This is a genomic window from Kitasatospora sp. NPDC094019 (assembly GCF_044764505.1).
Classification (GTDB): Bacteria; Actinomycetota; Actinomycetes; order Streptomycetales; family Streptomycetaceae; genus Kitasatospora.
The window spans coordinates 335,181-358,664 of sequence record NZ_JBIWIF010000003.1; the positions used below are offsets into that span (position 1 = coordinate 335,181).

Below are 23,484 nucleotides of genomic sequence, written 5' to 3' on the forward strand. Positions count from 1 at the left end.
GGGCGGTCGGACTCTCCGGCTGTCGCCGGGTCGGGCTGTCGGACTCGCCGGCTGCCGACGCGTCAGCGGCCGACCTCGCGGGCGCGGAGGTCCTCGACGGTCTCCCGCCGGATCAGCAGCCGCAGCCGTCCCTCCCGGACGGCGGCGACCGGGGGTCGGCCGACCAGGTTGTAGCCGGAGGCCATCGAGAGCTGGTAGGCCCCGGCGGCCGGCACGGCCAGGAGGTCGCCCGGGCGCAGGTCGGCCGGCAACGCGGCGTCACGAACCAGGACGTCACCGGCCTCGCAGTGCCGGCCGACCACGTCGAAGGCCGCGGTCGGGCCGTCGGCGGGCCGCCCGACGGCCCGGACCTCGTAGGCGGACCCGTAGAGCGCGGGGCGCGGGTTGTCGCTCATGCCGCCGTCCACGGCGGCGAAGGCCCGCCCGTCCGTGCCGCGTTTGACCGACAGGACGCGGTAGAGCGCCACCCCGGCCGGAGCCGCGATCGCCCGGCCGGGCTCGACCAGCAGCCGGGGAACGGCGAGGCCGTGTTCGGCGCAGCGGGCGGCGAGCCGCTCGGTGACGTCGGCGGCGAAGCGGTCCGGGTCGAGTTCCGCGTCCCCGGCGAGGTAGCGGACGCCGTACCCGCCGCCGAGGTCGAGTTCGGGCAGTTCGACGCCGTGCCGGTCGCGGATCCCGGCGAGGAGTCCGACCAGCCGGTCGACGGCGGCGAGGTAGGGTCCGGGCTCGCCGATCTGGGAGCCCAGGTGGCAGTGCAGGCCGGTGAGTCGCAGGCCGGGCTGCCCGAGGATCCGGGCGACCGCGTCGGCGGCGTCCCCGCCGTCGATCCGGAAGCCGAACTTCTGTCCGTCGACCCCGGTCCGCACCGCGCGGTGGTGCCCGGCGGCCACCCCCGGCAGGACCCGCACCAGTACCCGCTGCGGGGCGTCCGCGACGGCCAGGGCGGCCAGCCGGGGGATCTCGGCCGCGCCGTCGACGACGATCCGGCCGACCCGCAGGCGGCGGGCGAGGCGCAGTTCCTCGGGGGTCTTGGCGTTGCCGTGCAGCAGGACGCGCTCGGGCGGGAAGCCGGCGGCCGCGGCGAGGCGCAGTTCGCCCGCCGAGCAGACGTCGAGGCCGAGTCCTTCCTCGGCGGCCCAGTCCGCCACCGCGCTGCACAGGAAGGCTTTGGCGGCGTAGTGGACCTCGGCCATCGGCAGGGCGCGGCGGAAGGCCCGGGCGCGGTCGCGGAACTCCTGCTCGTCGAGGACGTAGAGCGGGGTGCCGAAGCGGTCGGCGGCCTCCGCCAGCCCGACACCGCCGACCAGCAGGTCGCCGTTCGGACCGGGACGGGCGGAGGCGGGCCACGGGCTGCCGAGCGGAGCGGCGGGCGGCGGGGAGGAGTGGGCGGGCTGCGAGGCGTGGGCGGACGGGGCGGACTCAGGGGTGCGCAGGGTGGTCGTCACACGGTGCTCCTGGGCGGAACAGGGCGGAAGGGGGAGGACGGAGGGTAGGCGGCGCGGTGGGCCGGCCGACGGGTGGTCAGTCCCCGTAGTACATCGCGTGGCGGCAGTGCGCGGAGACCGCCCGGCGCTCCTCCGGCTCGTGGCTCTCCGTCGTCGCGGCGGCCGCGCCGGCCCGGGGGTCGAAGACGGTGCCGTGCAGCAGTCGGCGCAGCAGGGCCTCCTCGGCGGCGCCGGACAGCCGGCGGTTGCGGGGGTCCTCGGAGATCACCTGGAACTCGGTCATGACGGGTCGTCGTCCTTCCGGTAGCGGCGGGGGCCTCGGTCGGTCCCGCTCGCAGATCCAGTCCACCCCCACGGGCGGGGGTCCGCACCGGTTCTTGACGCAGGGCGTACGCGAACCGGCCCCGCCTTGACGGCACCTTGACGGGGGCGGGGACCCGAGCAGTCCGGCGGCACGGTGCGACGCGGCACGTCGCACCGAGGGCCGTCGTACCGGGGCCGCGTCAGCCGCGCCGGGGGACCCGGTGGGTGCCGCTCATCGAGGTCACCAGCGAGTACAGCGAGGTGGTGGCGGTGATGAAGAGGCGGTTGTGCTTGGGGCCGCCGAAGGTGAGGTTGGAGACGGGTTCGGGGACGAGGACGCGGCCGATGAGGGTGCCGTCCTCCGCGTAGCAGTGGATGCCGTTCTCGAACGCCGCCGCCCAGAGCCGGCCGTCGCGGTCGAAGCGGATGTTGTCGAAGCGGCTGCCCCTGCCCTCGATGTGGACGCCGCCCCCGCCCAGGGTGCCGTCCTCACGGATGTCGAAGGCGCGGATGTGCCCGGCGCGGCTGTCGGAGACGTAGAGGCGCTGCTCGTCGTGGGAGAGCAGGACGCCGTTGGGGCCGCGGAAGCCGTCGGCGGCGAGCTGGACCTCGCCGCTGTCCGGGTCGATCCGGTAGAGGTTGCAGGCGCCGATCTCGCTCTCGGCGACATGGCCCTCGTAGTCGCTGGTGATGCCGAAGTCCGGGTCGGAGAACCAGATCGCGCCGTCCGAGCGGACCACCGCGTCGTTGGGCGAGTTGAGCCGCTTGCCCCGGTAGTGGCCGGCGAGGACGGTGACGGTCCCGTCGTGCTCGGTCCGGGTGACGCGCCGGTTGCCCTGCTCACAGGTGATCAGACGGCCCTCGCGGTCGAGGGTGTTGCCGTTGCTGTGCCCGGCGACCGAACGGAGGGTGCTGACCGCTCCGGTGGCCTCGTCCCAGCGCAGGATCCGGTCGTTGGGGATGTCGCTCCAGATCAGCTGCCGCCAGGCGGGCACGTAGAGCGGGCCCTCGGCCCAGCGGCAGTCCCCGTGGAGCTGTTCGAGCCGGGTGTCCCCGTAGGTGCAGGGACGGAAGCGGTCGTCCAGGATCTCGTACAACCCGAACTCAATCTGACCAGACATCATTCATGTCCTATCGCAAGAGGCCGAACGTGGTTCTGATGATCATGAGTATGGCAGAACCAGGTATGGTTCTGCCATGGCGATCGAAAATCTGGACGACACCGACCGGGCCCTGGTGGCACTGCTCCAGCAGGACGCGGGCCAGCCCTACGCGGCGCTCGGCCGCGCGGTGGGACTCTCCACCGCCGCCGCCCACGAGCGGGTGCGCAAGCTGCGCGAGCGCGGCGTCGTCCGCCGCACGACGGTGGAGGTCGACCCGAGGAGCCTCGGCCTCGGGGTACTGGCCTTCGTGATGGTCGACTCGTCCGCATGGATGGGCGATTCGGCCGAGGCGTTCGCCGCGATCCCCGAGATCGAGGAGGCCCATGTCATCGCCGGAGCCGCGTCGGTGCTGGTCAAGGTGCGGACACCGACGACCGAGCGGCTCCAGGACGTGCTGCGCCGCCTCTACGCGATCGAGGGCGTGAACGGGACCCAGGCCACGGTGGTGCTGGAGTCCTTCTTCGAGCGGCCGCCGTCACCGGCACTCTGACCGCCCCGGGAGGCAGGGCGGGACCGGAAGCGCGACGGGTCGGGGAAGCGCGACAGGTCCGGAAAACACGACGGGCCCGGAAGCGCGACAGGTCCGGAAAACACGACGGGTCCGTCCGGCGGGGGATCCCCGCCGGACGGACCCGGTCGCGCTACGGGCTGATCACATGTTGATCATGTGACCGGCCAGCCCGTGGATCGCCTCCTTGACCGCCTCGCCCAGCGTCGGGTGCGCGTGCACGTTGCGGGCGACCTCGTGCACGGTCAGGTCCCACTGCTGGGCCAGCGTCAGCTCCGGCAGCAGCTCGGTGACCTCGGGGCCGATCAGGTGGGCACCGAGCAGCTCGCCGTGGGTGCCGTCGCTGATGACCTTGACGAAGCCGACCGGGTGCCCGAGGCCGTGGGCCTTGCCGTTCGCGGTGAACGGGAACTTGGAGACCTTGACGTCGTGGCCCAGCTCGCGGGCCTGCGCCTCCGTGTAGCCGAAGCTCGCGATCTGCGGCTGGCAGTAGGTCGCGCGCGGGATCATCGCGAAGTCCACCTCCATGGTCTCCGCGTCGCCGATCGTCTCGGCGGCGATCACGGCCATCGCCTCGGCGGCGTGCGCCAGCATCAGCTTGGCGGTGACGTCGCCGATCGCGAAGATGTGCGGGACGTTGGTCCGGCCCCGGCCGTCGACCGCGATCGCGCCCCGCTCGGTGAGCTTCACCCCGGTGTTCTCCAGGCCGTAGCCGTGGACGCGCGGCGCGAAGCCGATCGCCTGGAGGACCTTGTCCGCCTCCAGGACCTGCTGCTGCCCGTCCTTCGCGGTGACGGTGACCTTGACCTTGGCGGCCGGGTCCTTGTCGTCGATCGAGTCCACCCGGGTCGAGGTGAGCACCTGGATCCCGAGCTTGCGGTACTGCTTGGCCAGCTCGGCGGAGACGTCAGCGTCCTCCAGCGGCACCATCCGGTCGAGGAACTCCACGATGGTGACCTGCACACCGTAGTTGTGCAGCACATAGGCGAACTCGACGCCGATCGCGCCGGCGCCCGCGATGACGATGCTGCCCGGCAGGTCCTCGGCGAGGATCTGCTCCTCGTAGGTCACCACGCGGTCGCTCAGGCTGGTGCCGGGCAGCAGCCGGGTGCTGGCACCGGCGGCGATGACGCAGTGGTCGAAGGTGACGACCTCGAAGCCGCCGCCGTTCAGGGCGACCTGGAGGGTGCGGTCGTCGACGAAGGTGCCGCGGCCGTCGTACTCCGTGATGCCGTTCTTCTTCATCAGGTAGTGGACGCCCTTGACCCGGCCGTCGGCGACGGTGCGGCTGCGCTTGAACGCCTCGCTGTAGTCGAAGGTGACCTTCCCCTCGACCTTGATGCCGAAGGTCTTGGCCTCCTTGGTGAAGATGTGCGCGAGCTCCGCGTTGCGCAGCAGGGCCTTGGAGGGGATGCAGCCGACGTTCAGGCAGACCCCGCCCCAGTACTTCGACTCCACGACGGCGACCTTCAGGCCGAGCTGGGCGGAGCGGACGGCCGCGGTGTACCCACCGGGACCGGCCCCGAGAACGACGACGTCGTAGTGCGTACTGCTGCTCATGGTGCTGATCCTCCGAGGGTGTCACGGTGTCGTGCTCTCCCTGCCCATGGTGTCAGGCCACCGCTCCGCGCACCCGGCGGACCCCCGTTCCGCCGGCCCGGGCGGGGATCGCGGCGGAAATCCGTCGGGATCCCCGGCGGAAACCGGTCGGAACCAGGCCGGGGGCAGGACACGAACGGCCCCGGCCCCGCCCCCGTACTGCTCGGGGCGGGGCCGGGGCTCGGCGATCGGGGCCCAGGGGGCCGGGTCGAACCGGATCAGGCCGCGACCTCGTGGGCGTGGCTCTCCTGGAGGCCGCCGCCGCTGCCCGCCTGGCCGTCGGTGTGCTGCGGAGCGACCGGCGCGGTCAGCGAGGAGAGGTCCCAGGCGTAACGGCCGACGGAGTTGGCGATGGCGTCGATGTTGAGGTCGAAGGCGGCGAGGTCCAGGTTCTCCAGGTTGTCGCACGCCTTGTGGTAGCACTTGTCGAAGGCGACCCCGGCGGTGCCGCCGTAACGGGCCGCCTGGGCGGCGCTCTTGATCACCTCGGCGCCGGTGTCGGTGCCGCCGGCCGGGATGCCCGCCTCGATGAACGGCCCGTAGTCGGAGCGGCCGGTGAAGTCGGTGCCCTCGTGCGGGACGCTCCAGTCGTCGAGGAAGTCCGTGATCATGCGCTCGATCTGGGCGGAGCCCGCCGGGCCCGCGCCCGAACCGACGTGGTCGGAGTCGTCGCCGTCGTAGACGAACTGGGCCGAGTTGGGCGAGGCGATCATGTCGAAGTTGAGATAGAGCCGGATCTTCTTCTTGTCGGCCTCGGAGAGCGCGTTCACGTACGCCTCGGAACCCTTGAGGCCGAACTCCTCGGCGGACCACCAGGCGAACCGCACCTTGTTCTTGACCGGACGGGTGCCGAGGTTCTTGGCGACCTCCAGGATTCCGGCCGAACCCGAACCGTTGTCGTTGATGCCGGGGCCGTCGACCACCGAGTCGAGGTGGGAGCCGACCACGACGGTGTTGTTCGGGTCCCCGCCGGGGGTCTCGGCCAGCACGTTCCAGGTCTTGCGCTTCTCCATGAAGGTGCGCAGGTCCAGGCTGACGGTGACCGGCCCGGCGGCGGCCTTGGCGGCGAGCGCCTCGCCGGCCGCCTGGCTCGTGCTGCCGACCGGGAGCCGCCCCGCGTCCGGCTCCACCAGCGTGCCGCTGAGCTCGGCGTCGGTGTTGTTGTACACGACGGCGGCGGCCGCGCCGGCGGCGGCCGCGGCCGCCTGCTTGATCGCGAAGCTGCAGCCGCCGCGCTTGATCAGCGCGACCTTGCCGGTGAAGGCGCCGGCCGCGTAGTCGGACGCCTCGCAGCCGGTGGTGTCGTCCACCGGGACGACCGCGAGCTGGGCGGTGATGCCCCCCGCCGGGCCGCTGAGGGAGTACGTCATGGCCTTCAGCGGCACCGTCTCGGCCTGCGGGGAGACGACGGCGAACTTCTCCGAGAGGGCCTGGAAGAAGGTGTACTCGAACTCCTGCTTGGAGACCTTCAGCCCGGCCCGGCGGGCCTGGTCGTAGACGTACTGGGCCGACTGCTCGTGGCCCCGGGCACCGGCCACCCGGGTGCCGCCGTTGCGGTCGGCGAACCGCTGGAACGCCTCCAGGGTCCCGAAGGCGTCGTCGGCGTCGCTGCCCGCGATCAGCCGGGCGGCCAGCTTCGCGCCGTTGCGGGCCGGGTCCGTGTCGGCGGCGGCGCTGCCGGTGCCGACCAGCAGCAGCGGGGTCACCAGTGCCGCGACCGCCAGCGCGGCGCCCGCGGCCCTGCGGGTGGTGGCGGCCTGGGGGCGGGATGCGGTGGCGGGCCGACCGGTCCGAGCGTTCAACGTGAGTCCTTCCGACGGTCTGTGGGTCCCCCGATTTGACATGCTCGGGGACCTCTTGCCAACCCCGGCGCGAAAGCTGACCGGATGCGGACACCCTCGTCTGCGGCGATGCTGGAGGAGGTGGGGCCGTCTCTTCCGGGAGTGTGACCAGATGTCCATGTTGGATAAGCTCAAGGGCCTGCTCAAGGGCCATGAGGACCAGGCCGAGAGGGGCGTGGACAAGGCCGGCGACATGGTCGACGAGCGGACGCAGGGCAAGTACAGCGGCCACGTCGACACGGCGCAGGACAAGATCAAGGACCAGCTGCGGGACGACCGGCCGCCGCAGTAGGCCCTCCGCGTCCGACCCCCCGAGCTCCAGACCCGCGGACCGTCACGCAGTCACCTGGTCCGCGCCGGGCCCGTGCGCGCGCCTCCGGGCGCCCGCACGGGCCCGGACACATTTTCGGACTTTACATACTCATTACTATTGATCCGGTTGCGCGTTCGCGTCCCGTACGCGGTCAGGCGCCGGTGTTCCCGTGTGCCTCGGCGCGCCCGCATCAGCGCCACGCGCTCACGCGCACCACTGAGGGAACCCCCCTGACGAGAGGACAGCCGCCGTGTCGATCGCCCGTGTCCGAACCACTCCGCTGCCCGGTGTCGGCGTCCAGTACGACCTCACCACCCGAGAACAGCGGCACCTGTCGGTGATCGCCCACCGCGACGGCTCACGCAGCCTCAACGTCTACCGCTCGGACGACCCCGACGCCTGCTCGCAGGCGTTCCGGCTCACCGCCGAGGAGTCCGCCGCACTGGTCGACGCCCTGACGCCGGCCCACCACAGCCCGGGCATGCTGCACACCACCGACCTCGGCCTGGTCGCCGAGCGGCTCCCGGTCGACGGCACCTCGTACTGGAACGGGCGGCTGCTCGGCGAGACCCGGATGCGCACCGAGACCGGTGCCTCGATCGTCGCCGTGCTGCGCCGCACCGGCGCCGTCCCCTCCCCCGCGCCGGACTTCCGGCTGGCCGGCGGAGACACGCTGATCGTGATCGGCACCCGCGAGGGTGTGGACGCGGCGGCGGCCATCCTGGAGAGGGAGTGATCGGGGGGTGCACACCGCCACCGTCTTCATCGAGCTCGGCTCGGTCATCCTCGTCCTCGGACTGCTCGGCCGGATCGCCGGCCGCTACGGCTTCTCTCCGATCCCGCTCTACCTGCTCGGCGGCCTCGCCTTCGGCACCGGCGGGCTGCTGCCGCTGAGCGCCAGCGAGGAGTTCGTGGCGACCGGCGCCGAGATCGGCGTCGTCCTGCTGCTGCTGATGCTGGGTCTGGAGTACACCGCCGCCGACCTGGTCACCAATCTGAAGGCCCAGTACCCGGCCGGCGCCGTCGACTTCCTGCTCAACGCGATACCCGGCGCGATCGCCGCGCTGCTGCTCGGCTGGGGCCCGGTCGCGGCCGTGGTGCTGGCCGGCGTCACCTGGATCTCGTCCTCCGGGGTCATCGCCAAGGTGCTCGGCGACCTCGGACGACTGGGCAACCGGGAGACCCCGGTGATCCTCAGCATCCTGGTGCTGGAGGACCTCGCGATGGCGGTCTACCTGCCGATCCTCACCGCCCTGCTGGCCGGGGCCGGCCTGGTCGCCGGGTCGGTCACCCTCGCCATCGCGCTCGCCACGGCGGGAGCGGTCCTGTTCGTCGCGCTCCGCTACGGCCGGGTGATCTCCCGTTTCGTCTCGCACGACGACCCGGAGAAGCTGCTGCTGGTGGTACTTGGGCTGACGCTGCTGGTCGCCGGTATCGCGCAGCAGCTCCAGGTGTCGGCGGCGGTCGGCGCGTTCCTGGTCGGCATCGCGCTCTCCGGGGAGGCCGCCGAGGGCGCGCACACCCTGCTGAGTCCGCTGCGCGATCTGTTCGCGGCGGTGTTCTTCGTGTTCTTCGGCCTCAGCACCGATCCGACCAGCATTCCGCCGGTGCTGCTGCCGGCCCTGCTGCTGGCCGCCGTCACCGCCGTCACCAAGGTCGCGACCGGCTACTGGGCCGCCCGGCGGGCGGGGATCGCCACCCGCGGACGGTGGCGGGCCGGCGGGGCGCTGGTCTCCCGGGGCGAGTTCTCGATCGTCATCGCCGGGCTGGCCGTGACGGCCGGCATCGAGCCCGGGCTCGGGCCGCTGGCCACCGCGTACGTGCTGATCCTGGTGGTCACCGGGCCGCTGGCCGCGCGGTACACCCAGCCCGCCGTGGAGCGGCTGGGCGCGGTGGTCGCGCGACGACGGGGCACCTGGGCGCCGGAGGCGCGCGCGGGCGGGCCCGTGGGCGGCGTGACCGCGACCGGGACGGCCGCGGCGGCGATGCTGCCCGCGCAGGGTGCGGAGGTCGAGCCGGTGGAGGACTCGCCGGCGTCCGAGGACGCGCTGGACCCCGGTCCCGGCCCCGGTCAGGCTCTGGACGGACTGTCGCGCTGACCCCGGGACGCGCCTGACTCCCCCGCCCCCGGGCGGCTCACCTTCGGTGATCCGCCCGGGGGTTCTCGTTGTCCTGCCGCTTCGTACCGTCCGTCGTGCCCGTCGTGTCCGTCGTGTCCGTCGTGTCCGTACCGTCCACGCCGCCGCCGCAGTGCTCGCACCGGCCGGGGCCCGACCGCTCGCGCATCCGCCCGCAGTCCTCGCACACCCGGTCCAGCCAGCAGGCCGACTCACCGCCCTCGTCCATGCCGCGATTGTGCCCCCGGTTCGATCGGGAGCGCGAGTAGACAGTGTCTACTAGATCTTGATAGACATCCCCCATGACCGAAGAGGACAAGTCCGTCGGCCTCCGGGCCCGCCTGGTCGCGGCCGGGGTCGAACTGCTCGCGATCGAAGGCGTACACGCCCTCACCCTGCGCGAGATCGCCCGCCAGGCCGGGGTCTCGCACGGCGCCCCCCGCCGGTACTTCGCCACCCACGCCGAACTGCTCGCCGCCATCGCCGGACACGGCTTCGGCGAACTGGCCACCGCACTGGGCCTCGACGCACCGCCCCCCGCTCGCATCCCGGCCGCGGCGGCCCGGGCCCGGCTCGACGAACTCGCCCGCGGCTACCTCGCCTACGCGGCCGAGCAGCCCGGCATGTTCGAGCTGATGTTCCGCCACGACGTACTGGAGGGCAGCGGCGCGGACCTGCGCCGCACCTCGCTCCCCCTCTTCGAGGCCGTCACCCGCCTGGTCGCCGCGATCCGACCGCCCGCCGGGGGCGGGGACGGCGATGACGACGGGGAAGGCGACGGGGACGCACCGCCGCCGACCGTGGTGGCGGCGGCGCTCTGGGCCAATCTGCACGGCCTCGCCCAGCTCCGCAGCTGGGGCAGCCTCCGCCTCGCCACCGGAGGCGACAGCGTCGAACCCCTCCTCCGCGCCACCCTCGACGCCCACCTCGGCCGGGACGCCGGATGACGGCCGCCCGCACCCGGCGCCTCACCCTCGTCGGCAGTGTCCTCGGCGCCGCCGTGGTCGCCCTCGACGGCACGGTGCTCACGGTCGCCCAACCCAGTCTCCGCCGCGACCTGGACACCTCCCTGGCCGCGGTCCAGTGGACCAGCACCGCCTATCTGGTCACCGTGGCCGCCCTGCTCGTGTTCGCCGGCCGGCTCGGCGACCGGTTCGGCCACCGCCGGGTCTTCGCGATCGGCGCGATCGGCTTCGGCGCCACCTCGGCGGGCATCGGCCTCGCCCCCGGGATCGGCTGGGTGATCGGCCTGCGCGTCCTCCAGGGCGTGACGGGCGCACTGCTCCAACCCGCCACGCTCGGGCTGCTGCGCGCCGTCTACCCGGCCGACCTGCTCGCCCGCCCGATCGCCTGGCGCACCGGCGCGATCGGGCTCTCGGCCGCCGCCGGCCCCCTGGTCGGCGGCGCCCTGACCGCCCAACTGGGCTGGCGGTCGGTCTTCTTCCTGACGGTCGTCCCCGCCGCCGTCGCCGGGATCGCGGCGCTGCTGGTCCGGCTGCCCCCGTCCGCCGAGGGGGCCGCCGCCGAGGGGGCCGCCGCCGAGGGGACGGTCTTCCACGGGGCCGCCGGCGCGCCGGCGCCGGGTGCCGGGCTGGACCTGCCGGGCGCCGGACTGCTGGGCGGCGCCCTGGCCGCGCTGGTCTTCACCCTGGCCGAGCTGCCCGAGTACGGCCCGTCCCCGGCCGTCTGGCTCGGACTGGCCGTCGCGACGGCACTCGGCACCGCCTTCCACCGCCACGAACGGCGGACCCGACACCCGTTGCTGCCACCGGCAGTCCTCCGCGCCCCGACCGTGGCCCCCGCGCTGGGCGTCCTGCTCACCGCCTCGGCCGCCCTCTTCGGCACCCTCTTCCTCGTCACCTACTTCCTCCAGGACGTGCTCGCCCTCGACCCGCTCGGCTGTGCGCTCCGGGCACTGCCGCTCGCGCTCGCGATGGTGCTGGCCGCACCCGCCTCCGCCACCCTGAGCCGGCGTCACGGTCCGCGCCGGGCGGTGGTGGCGGGGATGTCCTCGCTCACCCTGGGCACCGTCCTGGCCTCGGGGTTCCGGACGGACACCCCGGTGCTCACGACCAGCGCGGCGTTCGTGCTGCTGGGCGCCGGGTTCGGGGCGGTGATGGCCACCGCGACGACGGCGGTCGTCCGCGCCGCGCCGCTCGGGGCCGCCGGGGTCGCGGGCGGGCTCCAGCAGACCGCGATGAACATCGGCCCCGCCCTCGGCGTGGCCGCCGCGACCACCCTCGCCGCCGGCCGCGCACCGGCCGGAGCCCTCACCCCCGCCCTCGTCGTCCTGGCGGCCGTGGCCGCCACCGGCGCGCTCCTCGCCACCCGTCTGCCGGCCACCCACCGACCCCCCGGGCCGTCCACGCCCTCCGCACCCTCCGCACCCGAACCCGCGCTTCGGGACGCCGAGCGCTGAGACCCGCGTGCGGTCCGACCCCCGTGCCTGTCAGGGGGCAGCCGGGTGACGGCAGGGTGTCAGCCGGCCGCCGGGGCTGTGAGCACGCTGCCGGTGAGGTGTCGGCTCGGCCCCGGAACCTTGGTGGCAGAGCCCGCCGGGAAGCCCTCCGGCAGGCCGCGACCAGCCCAGGAGCCCTCATGACCACTGCCGTCACGATCATCGGCGCCGGAATCGGCGGCCTCACCCTCGCCCGGGTCCTGCACGTCCACGGCATCACCTCCACCGTCTACGAGGCCGACGCCTCCCCGACCGCGCGCCCGCAGGGCGGCCTCCTCGACATCCACGACCACAACGGCCGGATCGCCCTGCGCGCCGCCGGCCTCGACGACGAGTTCCGCAGCCTCGTCCTCCACGGCCGCCAGGCCATGCGCATCCTGGACCGGCACGCGAACGTGCGCTACGAGCAGGACGACGACGGCACCGGCGGACGCCCCGAGGTCCAGCGCGGCGACCTGCGCCGGATGCTCCTCGACTCGCTGCCGCAGGGCACCGTCCGCTGGGGCCACAAGGTCAGCGGCGTCCGCTCCCTGGGCGCGGGCCGCCACGAGGTGAGCTTCACCGACCACCCGGCCGTCACCACCACCGTGCTCGTCGGCGCGGACGGCGCCTGGTCCCGGGTCCGGCCGCTGCTCTCCCCCGCCACGCCCCGGTACAGCGGCATGTCCTTCGTCGAGACCTACCTCTACGACGCGGACAGCCGTCACCCCGCGGCGGCCGAACTGGTCGGCGGCGGAGGGATGTTCGCCATCGACCCCGGCGTGAGGCAGCTCGGCGCGCACCGCGAGCAGGGCTCCACCCTGCACACCTACGTCGCGCTGCGCAAGCCGCGCGAATGGTTCGACAGCATCGACTTCGCCGACCCCGCCCGGGCCATCGCCGGCATCCTGACCGAGTTCGACGGCTGGGCCCCGGACCTCACCGCGCTGATCACCGCGAGCGACACCCCGCCGTTCTTCCGCCCCGTCCACAGCCTGCCGATCCCCCACCGCTGGGAGCCCGTGTCCGGCGCCACCCTGATCGGCGACGCCGCCCACCTCTCCCCGCCCGACGGCGAGGGCGCGAACCTCGCCATGCTCGACGGGGCCGAACTCGCCGAAGCCCTCGCCGCGCACCCCGACGACCCGGACACGGCGATCGCCACCCACGAACGTGCCATGTTCCTCCGCTCGGCCACCCACGGCCCGACCACCGAGGGCGGGACCGCCGACAACCCCGCGCTCCAGGACGTCATCGACTTCTTCACCTGCACCCCACAGACCGCGTGAACACGGTGGGCGGCTCGGAGCCGGCCCCGATCACCACCGCCGACACGCGGTGGGACACGGAGGCGAGTGTTCGCCCCTCGGTCACGGCCGGCGCTTCCCGCTCCTCCCGACGCCGCTCGTACCGTGAGGGCCCGTCGAGTGTCCAGGACCATGCCTCGCGCTCGCTGACCGGTCCCCTCCGGTCGGCACCGGCTGCTTCTTCTACGACGCCGACGGGCTCCCGGTCACCGCGGAGCGGGAGCCAAATCCGTTCCGGCCCGGCATCCTGCTGGTCGCCCGGGCCTCCGGCGCGGCGGAACGCGCCCGGCCGGCCGAGACGATCGTCGAACTGGAGCGCGACATTCCGGACGCCTGACCGGACCTCCGGACACGTTTCTCCCTCCCGGGGCCGATTCCCCGCCGGGGGGGCTCCCGCCGACGCGGCGCGTGGCTATGATGACCGCCACCCCCGCGGCCGGTCCGTCCGGCACCCCGGCGCCGCCGCGAGTGGCCAGGCCACGGGCCGGTCCCCGACCCGCGCCGTCCGCACCCGAGGGAGAACGCCGTGCCCAGTGCCGACATCGCCGACGCCGCGGAGACCGCCGACGCCGAGCGGTCCTCGACCGGCCCCGCCCCGGGCACGCCCCGGTCCACCGCACGGCGGGAGGACATCCCCGGCTGGTTCTTCCGGCTGGACCAGGAGACCTTCGGGCACCTGCTCACGGCCCAGAGCGCGGCCGGCACCACCGGCGACATCCTCGAACTCGGCAGTTACCTGGGGCGCAGCGCCGTCCTGCTCGGCGACCACCTGCGGCCGGGCGAGCACCTGACGGTCTGCGACCTGTTCGACTCGGAGGCGGGCGACGCCGACAACGCCGCCGAGATGACCATGTCGTACCGGGCCTCGCTCACCAGGATCGGCTTCGAGGCGAACTACCTCGCGTTCCATCCGGAGCTGCCGACCATCGTGCAGGCGCCGACCTCGGTCCTGGCCGACGGCCGGATCGCGGCCGGCAGCTGCCGCTTCGTCCACATCGACGCCTCCCACCTGTACGAGCACGTCGCGGGGGACATCGAGGTGGCGCGGCGGGCGCTGGCCGACGACGGCCTGGTGGTGCTGGACGACTACCGCTCGGAGCACACGCCCGGCGTGTCGGCGGCCGTCTGGCAGGCCGTGTTCACCGGCGGGCTGCGGCCGGTGCTGCTGACCCCGATGAAGTTCTACGGGACGTGGGGCGATCCGGAACCGCTGCGGCGGGCGCTGCTGGCGCGCGACTGGCGGGCGGAGGGGTTCACGGTGGACCAGGACGCCATCGCCGGCGCGTCGGTGCTGCGGCTCAACAACGCGGTCCGGCCGGCGCCGCGGCGGTCGGGCGTGCGGCGACTGCTGCTCGACCTGCTGCCGCCGGTCGCCACCCGGTCGGTCCGGCGGGGGCTGGGCGCGCTGCGGACGCGGCGGCGGCCGGGGGCGTAGCGGATCCGCGGCGGCGGCCGGGGGCACAGCGGATCCGCGGAGGGCTCGGCGGGTGGGCCCGGACGGCCGATAGGGTCGCCCGGTCGGGTCCGCCGGCCGGGCGGGCCGGACGCCGCACCCGTGGAGGGCCCCGAAGTGCCGTCGCGTACGCCCGATCTGCCGTACCCACCGAACACCTCCGAGTCCGCCGCGGATCCGCCGCGCCCCCCGCTCCAGCAGCTCCAGCGGCTCCCGTCGGACGAGGAACTGGTCGAGGAACTGCTCGCGCTCGCGGTGCCGTTCGAGGACGTGAACGGCCTGCTCGCGGCCCGGACCCGGCTGGACCGGGACCGGGGACTGCGGACGTTCTTCGAGGAGATGCTGCGCACACAGGCCGCGGCCGTCGGCACACTCGGGCAACCGGCCGGACTGGACCGCGACTGGGCCGCCGGAACGGCCGGCGGCGAGGGCCTCGCCGCCCTGCTGTTCGTCGCGCTGGCCCCGCTCGCCCGGGCGCACCACCGGGCGCTCGGCGTCCCGGCGGGGGTGACCCGGGCGACGCTCGCCGACCTCGGCCGACAGCTCGCGGTCAGCCGGTGGCGCGGCCGCTCCGGCCTGGGCAACGCGCGCTGGCCGACGCTGCACTTCCGGGGCGAGCTGTTCCAGCTCGGCCGGCTCCAGTTCCAGCGCACCCGGCACAGCGGTCCGGACGCCAGGACGGCTCGGACGCCGGACGCCTCGGCGGTCCTGGCCGCGGACGCCGAGGCCGCCCGGGCCGCGGGTGTCGACGAGTGGAGCCTGCAGCTGCACGTCCCGGACCACTGCGGGCCGCTCTCCCCCGCGGCCTGCGACCGCGCGCTGGACCGGGCCCGGGAGTTCTTCCCCCGGCACTTCCCCGGGGAGCCCTACCGGGGCTGCCACATCTTCTCCTGGCTGCTCGATCCCCAGCTCGCGGACCATCTGCCGGCCGAATCGAACATCATCCGGTTCCAGCGGCGGTTCGCCCCGCTGGAGCGGCCGGACCGGCCGTCGGTGCCCGAGGACACCAATCCGCTGAAGTTCGTCTTCGGCGACGTCGGGCGGCCGTTGGAGTCCCTCCCCCGCGACACCGCCGTCCAGCGCGCCCTGGTCGACCACCTGCTCGCGGGCGGCCACTGGTACGTACGGGGCGGGTGGTTGCCGCTCGGGCCCGCCGGGTCGTCCGCCGCCCCCGCCGCCGGACCGTCGCGGGACCGGTGAATCGACGTCGGCCGGAACAACAATTCCGATAAATCAGATCGGACTCACTCGAACGAGGGAACATGCATTAAAGATTTGCCCACGGAACATTAAAGAGCGCATAGTGATGGAGCCTCAGTTGGCCCTAAGAATGGCCAACTTATGGCAAAGTCCCGTGCGTGTCGCGCACGGATCCCCGGCAGGCGAGGAGATGGCGTTGCGTCACGAAGACCTTCACGACGGCTACGGGCAGCGGCTGCGCGAGCGGATCGCCACCCCGGGGACGACCCCGCTCATCGGCGTCCACGACATGTACTCCGCCTCCATCGCGGCCGAGCACTACGACGGCATGTTCGTCTCCGGCTTCGGCTTCGCGGCCTCCTACTACGGGCTGCCCGACATCGGCTTCATCGCCTGGCCGGACATGGTCGCCTTCGTCGAGCGGCTTCGCGGCGCCTTCCCCCGGCACCACCTGCTGGTCGACATCGACGACGGCTACGTCGACCCCGAGGTCGCCTGCCACGTGGTGCGGCGACTGGAGCGGATCGGCGCCTCGGGCGTCATCCTGGAGGACCAGAAGCGGCCGCGCCGCTGCGGCCACGCCGACGGCAAGCAGGTCCTCCCCCTCGACGAGTACCTGGAGAAGCTGGACCAGGTCCTCGCGGCCCGCACCGATCTGGTCGTGGTGGCGCGCACGGACGCCACCGAGGAGGCCGACATCCTGCGCCGCGCCGAAGCCCTCGCCGCCACCGAGGCGGACGTGGTGCTGGTCGACGGTGTGCGCAGCGAGGAGTGGATCCGGAGGATCCGCCGGGTGGTCGGCGACAAGCCGCTGCTCTTCAACCAGATCGCCGGCGGCAAGTCGCCCCGGCTGTCGCTCTCCGAGCTGGGCACGCTCGGGGTGGACGTGGCCATCTACAGCACCCCGTGCCTGTTCGCCGCCCACCGGGCGATCGACGAGGCCCTGACCGGCCTCAAGGTCGCGGACGGTCGGCTGCCGGCCGAGGCCGGGGGCCGACAGCCGATCGGTGTCCGCGAGTCGACCGAGCTGCTGGAGCGGAACATCGCCCGGTTCCGGCCCCGCGAGGAGGTTGGCGTATGACACTCCGTGTGCCCGGTCCCGCCGTACCCGCCGCCGTGGTGGGGGTGCCGCGCCGGGGCCGCCACCGGGTGCTGGCCGTCGGGCTGGCCCTGGCGGCCTGGGCTCTGCTCGGCTGCGCCGTCCCGGGAGTGGCCGTCGGGGCCGGCAGCCTCGTCACCGTGATCGACAACTCCGGGGCGGACTCGATCGTCGAGATCGACCGGACGGCCGACCTCCTGTTCGGCCACGGGTCCGCCGGCAGCGACCACGACGGCCCGACCACGGTGGCTCCCGGCCTCACCGGCCTGCTGGGACTGACCGGGAGCACCGTCGCACCTCCGGCAGCGGAGGAGAACGAGGAATGACCGCCGTCGGCCAGCACCGGCCACCGCCCCCACCGGAGGTCCCACGCCCCCCGCCGGGCAGCGGCGACCGGCGACGGGCGTGGTGGCGGGTACTCGACCCCTACGTGGCCGCGCTGGCCGGGGCGGTGGCCCTGGCCGCTCTGCTCCCCGCCTCCGGACGGGCGGCGCGCTGGGCCGAACTCGTCTGCGAGTTCGCGGTGGGGCTGCTCTTCTTCCTGTACGGGGCGCGGCTCTCCACCCGCGAGACGGTCGTCGGGCTGCGACATCTGCGGCTGCACGGCCTGGTCCTGGCCTGCACCTTCGTCCTGTTCCCCGCCCTCGGCCTCGCCGTGACCGCGGTGGCCCCCGCCGCCGTCGGCGAACCGCTGCGGACCGGTGTGCTGTTCCTCTGCCTGGTACCGTCCACCGTCCAGTCCTCGGTGGCGCTGACCGGCATCGCCCGGGGGAACGTCCCGGCCGCGATCTGTGCGGGCACCTACTCCAGCCTGGCCGGCCTGCTGCTGACGCCGCTCCTCGCGGCCTGGCTCCTGGGATCGGGCGCGGCCCTCTCGGCCGACGGGCTGCTGCGGATCTGCGCCCAGTTGCTCGCGCCCTTCGTGGCGGGACAGTTGCTGCGCCCCTGCATCGGCGACTTCCTGGGGCGCCACCGCCGGGTGCTCGCCCCGGTCGACCGGGGGTCGATCCTGCTGGTCGTGTACACCGCGTTCAGCGGCGCGGTCGAGCAGGGTGTGTGGGCCACCGTCACACCGGTCGCGCTGCTCGGACTGCTGGCGGTGCTGCTGTTCCTGCTGGCGGCCACGCTCGCCACCGCCCGGCTCGGCACCCACCTGCTCGGCCTGGATCGCGCCTCCGGCATCGCGGCGGTGCTCTGCGGCTCGCAGAAGAGCCTGGCCGCCGGCCTGCCGATGGCCACCGTCCTCTTCGGCCCCCAGGCGGGTCCACTGGTACTGCCGCTGATGATGTACCACCAGTTGCAGCTGGTGGCCGGAGCACTCCTGGCCGGGCGCTGGTCCCGAGCCGCGGACCACCGCCTCCCGGGCGGCACGACGAGCAACACCTCACCCCCTGCCGACACGACCCCCGCAAACCCCTCCCCACCCGCCCACACCTCCCCCGAACACCGTCCGGCACCCCGGGCGCGGTAGCCCGGACTCAGCAGACGCCGGAGCGGGCACAGGCAGCTGTACAGGCCGCTGGCCGAAGCATGTCGGGCGATCGTCTCACTGCACGACGAGTACGTTGACGACTTCGACGCGCTGGCGGTCGGCCTCGCCCGGGCCGGCGGCCCGCGAAAGGCAGAAGTCGAATCCTATGTCGACCACGTCCGATTCGTGGAGACCGGATTCGGCTTTTATCACACCCGCGCCAATCGATATGTGGACCAGAACATCGTCGAGGACGGCCATGTGCTCCGGCTGACCACCGGAAGGCTCGTTCGGGGTGACCGTCCGATACCGGGGCGAGGGCATGCGGGTCGGGCCGCGTTCGAGACATGACCTGCTGGGGCCTGGTTCTGTCGGCTCTCGGCAGATCACCGCAGGGCGTTCTGTCATCGCCTCGACGCCGGCGGCGCGCAACCGACGGGCGAGACGAGTCGGCTCGGACATCGTCGCCCATGTCCCGCTCAAGGCTCTGCCCGATCAGCGCCTGAACGCCGTTGCCCTCCATCTCCGCGCCACAGGCGGCGCACTGCGGCGGGTGGACCGACGGACTCGGTCACCACGAAGTCCCCCGTCCACCGTCGCCACCCCGACGACGCCGGTATCCAGGGGCCCGAGGTCGAACAGCAAGCTCAGGGGATGTAGTAGGGGCGGTGGTGGGCGGCCACCGGTGCGGACTGGTAGGTCCAGGCGCCGGCGGCGGGGGTGTCGCCGACCAGGCGGGCGAGGTCGGCGACGGCTTCCCGGGTCGGCCCGTCCGTGGCGCCTTCGGCCGGGCCGCGCTCGCCGAGGGTGAGCCGGACCCGGTCGGCCGTGCGGGCGTCCAGCGGGTGGAAGCGGTAGGGCTGGTGGACGGTGAGCGGGCCGGCCAGCAGGCGGCCCTCTTCGTCGGTGCCGTAGCCGGTGACAGGGGTGTTGACGACCGGTTCGCCGTCCAGGCCGGCCAGGTCCGCCTCGACGGTGAACAACTCCTCCTCATGCCGACGCAGCCCGTCCGGACCGAGCGTGGCCCGGTGGCAGGCGACCGACCAACGGTCGTGCACGGCGGCGGCGTTGAGGGAGGGCAGGACGGCGGTGAACCAGCCCGGGTGCTTGGGCTCGGCGTAGAGCCGGGTGCCGGCGTCGATGGCGAGCGGGTTGTCGCAGAGCACATGGAGGCGGGCGATGCCGAGCAGCCTGCTTTGGTCGTGGCCCCGGGCGTACTGACCGTAGTCGACGGCCGGCAGGCGGTCGGCGGCGGACCGGGGGTGGGCGATGACGTTGATCTCCACCTCCTCGGTGATCCCGCCGCCGGTCGGGTACTGGGCGAAGTACAGCTGGTAGTTGAGCGAGACGCAGGCCCGGCCGCCGAAGTCGGCGGCGGACAGGGCGGGGTGGCGTTCGGCGAGCAGTTCGTGGACCGGCCCGGGCTCGACCAGATAGTCCACGCCGATGTTGTGCAGGGCCCCGTAGTGGAAGGGGAGGTAGTACGGCTCCGGCACGGGCGGCAGTGGCAGACCGGTCATGAAGGCTCCCTTGACGGGGTCGATGAACGCGCGGGCACAGTGGAGGGGACGGTCGAACGCTCGGCCGAGGGGCCGGTGGAGGGCATGGGCGCGGACGGGCGCGGACCGGTGAGCGCCGCCGGGCCGCGCAGGACCGTCAGGTCGTGGTGGGCGCGGTCGGCGCTGCGCAGGGCGAGGGCGGCCATGGTGAGCGAGGGGTTGGAGGTCCCGAGCGAGGGCATCGACCCGCAGCCGACGGCGTAGAGGTTGGGGTGGTCCCAGCAGCGCTGCCACTGGTCGACCACGGAGGTGTCCGGCGAGTCGCCCATGATGTGGGTGCCGCCGCCGTGGCCGGCGCCCCGGTAGCCGTACGGGCGGCCGTCGTGTTCGATCCGCCCGGGCCAGTCGGGGCCGGCCTCGTAGCGGGTGTGGTCCTCGGCACCGAGCAGGGCGAACAGCTGGTCGGAGACGGCCCGGGCGGAGGCCATGCCCTGGCGGACGTAGCCGGAGAGGTCGTAGTGGAGGGCCGGGCGCGGCAGGCCGAGCCGGTCCGGTCGGCCGTGGTCGAGGGTGACCCGGTTGGCCGGGTCGGCCGGTTGCTCCAGTTCGAACTGGAGCGAGAACTGACGGCCGAGCCGGTCGCCGAGCCGCTGGCGCAGGTCCTTGCCGCGCGCCCCCGTGCGCAGCAGGGCCCCGGTCTCGACCTGGGGCGGGCGACCGGCCCAGGACCAGCCCCAGTTGCCGATCTCGATCCGGAACGGCGCCCGTCGCGCCCGGGCCCGGCCGAAGCGGAAGGCTTCCAGTCCGCTGGTGGAGCCCGGCCCCCGGTAGGGCCCGGTCCGCTCCGGCAGCAGGCCCCAGGTGAGCAGCGCCGGGTGGTCCATCAGATTGCGGCCGACCTGGTCGCTGCGGTTGGCGAGTCCGGAGAGGAGCAGCAGCCGGGCGTTCTCGATCGCGTGCGCGGCGAGCACCACCAGGTCGGCGTGGACACGGTGGGTGGCGCCGTCCGCGTGGTACTCGACGCCGGTGGCTCGACCGGTGCCGTCGACCAGCACCCGGCTCGCCACGGCACCGGTGCGCAGCCGGACGCCCGGCGCCCAACGGGCCTGGGTCCGCAGCGGGGTGTACTTGGCGCCGCTGGGGCAGGCCGGGACGCAGGAGGCCGCGCCCTGGCAGAGCGGCCCCACCGGGTGCTCCGGTCCGGTGCTGGGACCGGCTCCGGCGGAGGTGCCGGCACCGACACCGGCCCGACCACCGGTCCGACCACCGGCCGACTGCGGTCGGGTGGGCCGGCCGTTGCGGGCGTGCGGGGTGGTGCTGACGGCGAGGCGGGCGTCCTCGTCGGCGGCCGGGTCGCGGACGGTCCGGCCGTCGAGGGCGCGGGCGAGCGTCCGGTCCAGGTGGGTGGCGGGGATCGCGCGCATCGGGAAGGCGTAGTCGGCGGGGATGGGCAGTCCGACGGCGCGGCGCTGCTGGTCGGCGTCGGCGGCGACGCCGAGTTCGTGTTCGGCCTGCCGGTAGTACGGTTCGAGGTCCTGGTAGCCGATGGGCCAGTTGCGGCCGTGGCCGAGGTCGGCGGTGCGGAAGTCCTCGGGGTGCATCCGGGGGGTGAGGCCGGTCCAGAGCAGACCGGTGCCGCCGTTGGCCCGCAGGTAGCCGCTCGCGTAGGGCAGCGGGCCGTGCTGGACGAGGTGTCCGGCCGCCGCGAACCCGCCCCCGGGCAGGCCGGTCAGGTCGTCGACGTCCGGGGACGGGGCGTCGGTGCTCCGGGGGTAGGGCGAGGTGGGGGTGCCGCCGCCGACCGCCAGGTACGCGGTGGCGGTCGTGGCGGCGTCGGGGACGTGATGGCCCGCTTCCAGGACGAGCACACGGTGGCCGTGGCCGCCGAGGCGGTGGGCCACCAGCGAGCCGGCGAAGCCCGCGCCGACCACGATCACGTCCCAACGCCGGTCGCCGTCCCGCGCGGACCCGTCCCGGCGCCGGTCGGTGTCCCGGGTCATCGGCCGGTCCCGTCCTGCGGAGCCTCGGCCCAGCTGCCGTGGCCGGGGGCGGTGCTGCCGGGGGCGGCGGCGTGGAAGGTGCGCCACATCAGGCCCCGGTCGTGGGCCCGGGGCGAGGCGGGCGGCTCGTCCGGCCAGGCCCCGACGTACCAGAGGTGGACGAGGGCGTGCTCGTCGCGGACCCGGTGGGCGAGCAGGGTGCGGTGGTGCTCGTGGGCCATGCCGGTGTCGCGCAGTTCGGTCTCGTCGAAGCCGGTGAGCTCGGCGGAGAAGCGCAGGAAGTCGTCGAAGTCGGTCAGCTCCAGGAGGTCTCCCGACGTGGGGAAGCCGTAGGCCGACCGGTCCGGCTCGTCGGCCCCGGTCTCGGCTCCCGCGCCGGCGCCGAGGTGGGGACCGGGCCCGAGGATCTCCCCCGGCGTCGGGTCGAGCCCCTCGGCGACCGGGCCGGAGAGGCGGTGGTGGTGGTCGTCGAACCCTGGCAAGCCGGCACCCCCATGGTGAGCACGTCACAGGCGTCGGACCGCTTCACGTCGCTTCACGTCCCGCCCTGTCACGTCACGGACATGACAGCCGGGAGGACGGTCCGCGTCCGACGGCCGACCGGGCGAGCTCCCGATCGTCCCGGAACCGATGTTGCCCCGTCGCCGCCCGTCCGGAGAACCTTCGACCACAATCGATCGATCACGACCGCTTCACCAAGGCTTCATCGCCATATCCCGATCGTTTGCTTATCGGATCGACCGCCTGAATGACCGGCGTCGACCGGTCGAGCACCGCTCGCCCGGGTGGCGCAGCGCAGCGCGCGGGTTTCCCGGGCGGCTGCGATCTTCGGAGCACGCGCGGGTCCGCCGCGCCCCCCGGTCGCGAGCCCTGGAGGCCCCGATGTGGCAGGCTCCCCCCGCCGCCGCCCCGTACCCCGACGAATGGCTGCCCGCGCTCGACGTGCCCGACCCCGCGCCGCAGAACCGGCTGACCGTACTGTTCCGGCTCCTGCTGCTGATTCCTCAGTTCATCGTGCTCTGGGTGCTGTCGGTGGTGGCGTTCCTGGTCACGGTCATCGGCTGGTTCGGCGCCCTCGTCCTCGGCCGGCTCCCGGTCTTCGCCGCCGACTACCTCTCCGGGTACGTGGCGTACGAGACCCGGGTGGACGCCTATCTGATGATGACGACGGGCAGCTATCCGCCGTTCGCCTTCCGCGTCCCCGAGCACCCGGTGCAGGTCGGTCTCAGGCCCGGGGAGCTGAACCGGCTCGCGGTGCTGTTCCGGATCGTGCTGGTCGTCCCGGCCGCCGTGGTGCAGGGGCTGCTCTACGCGGGCTGGTGGGTGGTCGGCTGGGTCAGCTGGCTGGTGGTGCTGGTCCTCGGGCGGATGCCGCAGCCACTGTTCGAGGCGAGCGCGGCGGTCCTGCGCTACCGGATGCGCTACCTCGCCTACCTGCTGATGCTCACCTCCGCCTATCCGAAGCGGCTCTTCGGCGACGAGCCCGGCCTGGGCCCGGAGGGGACGGTGTCGGCGACCCGACCGCTGGTCATGGGCAGCGCGGGCCGGGGGCTGCTGGTGCTCTTCCTGGTGCTCGGCCTGGCCTCCGGGGTGACCAGTTCGGTCACGGCGAGCGTGACCGACGACGACAACGAGGTCAAGAACGTCACCGGCCCCCTGCTGCCCGGCCCCCTGCTGCCGGGACCGCTGTCCCACTGACGGGACCGGTGGGGACCGGAGGAGCGGGGGG

Annotated in this window: 22 protein-coding genes; 13 read left to right on the plus strand and 9 right to left on the minus strand. The window is 73.8% G+C overall.

Annotated elements, in window-relative coordinates:
• Positions 1-62 precede the first annotated feature (62 nt).
• From lysA to ACIQ9P_RS09240, 3 genes are all read right to left on the minus strand, one after another.
• A complete protein-coding gene (gene lysA / locus ACIQ9P_RS09230; protein WP_402352206.1) occupies positions 63-1,445 on the minus strand; it encodes a diaminopimelate decarboxylase in 1,383 nt (460 codons plus the stop codon).
• Positions 1,446-1,521: 76 nt separating this feature from the next.
• Positions 1,522-1,728, minus strand: a complete 207-nt coding sequence (locus ACIQ9P_RS09235) for a hypothetical protein (RefSeq protein ID WP_402352209.1) — start codon at positions 1,726-1,728, stop codon at positions 1,522-1,524.
• Positions 1,729-1,948: 220 nt separating this feature from the next.
• Positions 1,949-2,869, minus strand: a complete 921-nt coding sequence (locus ACIQ9P_RS09240; protein ID WP_402352212.1) for an SMP-30/gluconolactonase/LRE family protein — start codon at positions 2,867-2,869, stop codon at positions 1,949-1,951.
• Positions 2,870-2,960: 91 nt separating this feature from the next.
• Between ACIQ9P_RS09240 and ACIQ9P_RS09245 the strand changes: the two genes are divergently transcribed.
• Positions 2,961-3,401 carry an Lrp/AsnC family transcriptional regulator gene (locus tag ACIQ9P_RS09245; protein WP_402352720.1) on the plus strand — a complete coding sequence of 147 codons (441 nt, stop codon included), beginning with the start codon at positions 2,961-2,963 and terminating at the stop codon, positions 3,399-3,401.
• 162 nt (positions 3,402-3,563) lie between these two features.
• Here the strand turns inward: ACIQ9P_RS09245 and lpdA are convergent, their stop codons facing one another.
• Both lpdA and ACIQ9P_RS09255 read right to left on the minus strand, forming a co-directional pair.
• Complete coding sequence (gene lpdA / locus ACIQ9P_RS09250) at positions 3,564-4,979, minus strand: dihydrolipoyl dehydrogenase (RefSeq protein ID WP_402352215.1); 1,416 nt, start codon at positions 4,977-4,979, stop codon at positions 3,564-3,566.
• A gap of 257 nt (positions 4,980-5,236) precedes the next feature.
• Entirely contained in the window at positions 5,237-6,742 is a 1,506-nt protein-coding gene (locus ACIQ9P_RS09255) for a M28 family metallopeptidase (RefSeq protein ID WP_402352723.1), read from the minus strand.
• A 229-nt stretch (positions 6,743-6,971) separates the two neighbouring features.
• Between ACIQ9P_RS09255 and ACIQ9P_RS09260 the strand changes: the two genes are divergently transcribed.
• The 11 genes from ACIQ9P_RS09260 to ACIQ9P_RS09310 all read left to right on the plus strand — a co-directional run bounded on the left by ACIQ9P_RS09260 (position 6,972) and on the right by ACIQ9P_RS09310 (position 18,256).
• Entirely contained in the window at positions 6,972-7,151 is a 180-nt protein-coding gene (locus tag ACIQ9P_RS09260) for an antitoxin (protein WP_402352218.1), read from the plus strand.
• Between the two features lie 271 nt (positions 7,152-7,422).
• Positions 7,423-7,908 (plus strand): cation:proton antiporter regulatory subunit, encoded by a 486-nt coding sequence (locus ACIQ9P_RS09265; protein WP_402352221.1) that lies wholly within the window; start codon positions 7,423-7,425, stop codon positions 7,906-7,908.
• Between the two features lie 7 nt (positions 7,909-7,915).
• Positions 7,916-9,271, plus strand: coding sequence for a cation:proton antiporter (locus ACIQ9P_RS09270; protein WP_402352224.1), 1,356 nt, complete (start codon positions 7,916-7,918; stop codon positions 9,269-9,271).
• A gap of 320 nt (positions 9,272-9,591) precedes the next feature.
• Positions 9,592-10,236, plus strand: coding sequence for a TetR/AcrR family transcriptional regulator (locus tag ACIQ9P_RS09275; protein WP_402352227.1), 645 nt, complete (start codon positions 9,592-9,594; stop codon positions 10,234-10,236).
• Positions 10,233-11,708: an MFS transporter gene (locus ACIQ9P_RS09280; RefSeq protein ID WP_402352229.1), complete on the plus strand. Its 1,476-nt coding sequence runs from the start codon at positions 10,233-10,235 to the stop codon at positions 11,706-11,708. Before ACIQ9P_RS09275 ends, ACIQ9P_RS09280 begins: the two co-directional genes overlap by 4 nt.
• 179 nt (positions 11,709-11,887) lie before the next feature.
• The gene (locus tag ACIQ9P_RS09285; RefSeq protein WP_402352232.1) at positions 11,888-13,015 is read left to right on the plus strand and encodes an FAD-dependent oxidoreductase; all 1,128 of its coding nucleotides are present in this window, start codon (positions 11,888-11,890) and stop codon (positions 13,013-13,015) included.
• Between the two features lie 544 nt (positions 13,016-13,559).
• Positions 13,560-14,468, plus strand: coding sequence for a class I SAM-dependent methyltransferase (locus ACIQ9P_RS09290; protein ID WP_402352235.1), 909 nt, complete (start codon positions 13,560-13,562; stop codon positions 14,466-14,468).
• Positions 14,469-14,603: 135 nt separating this feature from the next.
• Positions 14,604-15,686 (plus strand): acyltransferase domain-containing protein, encoded by a 1,083-nt coding sequence (locus ACIQ9P_RS09295; protein ID WP_402352237.1) that lies wholly within the window; start codon positions 14,604-14,606, stop codon positions 15,684-15,686.
• Positions 15,687-15,882: 196 nt separating this feature from the next.
• The gene (locus tag ACIQ9P_RS09300; RefSeq protein ID WP_402352240.1) at positions 15,883-16,767 is read left to right on the plus strand and encodes an oxaloacetate decarboxylase; all 885 of its coding nucleotides are present in this window, start codon (positions 15,883-15,885) and stop codon (positions 16,765-16,767) included.
• Positions 16,764-17,111, plus strand: coding sequence for a hypothetical protein (locus ACIQ9P_RS09305; RefSeq protein ID WP_402352243.1), 348 nt, complete (start codon positions 16,764-16,766; stop codon positions 17,109-17,111). The genes ACIQ9P_RS09300 and ACIQ9P_RS09305 overlap by 4 nt, the downstream gene beginning before the upstream one ends.
• Complete coding sequence (locus ACIQ9P_RS09310; RefSeq protein ID WP_402352246.1) at positions 17,108-18,256, plus strand: bile acid:sodium symporter family protein; 1,149 nt, start codon at positions 17,108-17,110, stop codon at positions 18,254-18,256. The genes ACIQ9P_RS09305 and ACIQ9P_RS09310 overlap by 4 nt, the downstream gene beginning before the upstream one ends.
• Positions 18,257-18,331: 75 nt before the next feature.
• On the opposite strand, the gene ACIQ9P_RS09315 is transcribed toward ACIQ9P_RS09310, so the two are convergent.
• The 4 genes from ACIQ9P_RS09315 to ACIQ9P_RS09330 form a co-directional block, all read right to left on the minus strand.
• Positions 18,332-18,517, minus strand: a complete 186-nt coding sequence (locus ACIQ9P_RS09315) for a hypothetical protein (RefSeq protein ID WP_402352248.1) — start codon at positions 18,515-18,517, stop codon at positions 18,332-18,334.
• Between the two features lie 386 nt (positions 18,518-18,903).
• Positions 18,904-19,776: a hypothetical protein gene (locus ACIQ9P_RS09320; RefSeq protein ID WP_402352251.1), complete on the minus strand. Its 873-nt coding sequence runs from the start codon at positions 19,774-19,776 to the stop codon at positions 18,904-18,906.
• Positions 19,773-21,755, minus strand: a complete 1,983-nt coding sequence (locus ACIQ9P_RS09325) for a GMC family oxidoreductase (protein WP_402352254.1) — start codon at positions 21,753-21,755, stop codon at positions 19,773-19,775. Before ACIQ9P_RS09325 ends, ACIQ9P_RS09320 begins: the two co-directional genes overlap by 4 nt.
• Entirely contained in the window at positions 21,752-22,237 is a 486-nt protein-coding gene (locus ACIQ9P_RS09330) for a hypothetical protein (protein WP_402352257.1), read from the minus strand. The genes ACIQ9P_RS09325 and ACIQ9P_RS09330 overlap by 4 nt, the downstream gene beginning before the upstream one ends.
• A gap of 400 nt (positions 22,238-22,637) precedes the next feature.
• Here ACIQ9P_RS09330 and ACIQ9P_RS09335 point away from each other — a divergent pair, with 400 nt between their 5' ends.
• Positions 22,638-23,453, plus strand: a complete 816-nt coding sequence (locus ACIQ9P_RS09335; protein WP_402352260.1) for a DUF4389 domain-containing protein — start codon at positions 22,638-22,640, stop codon at positions 23,451-23,453.
• Positions 23,454-23,484 lie beyond the last annotated feature (31 nt).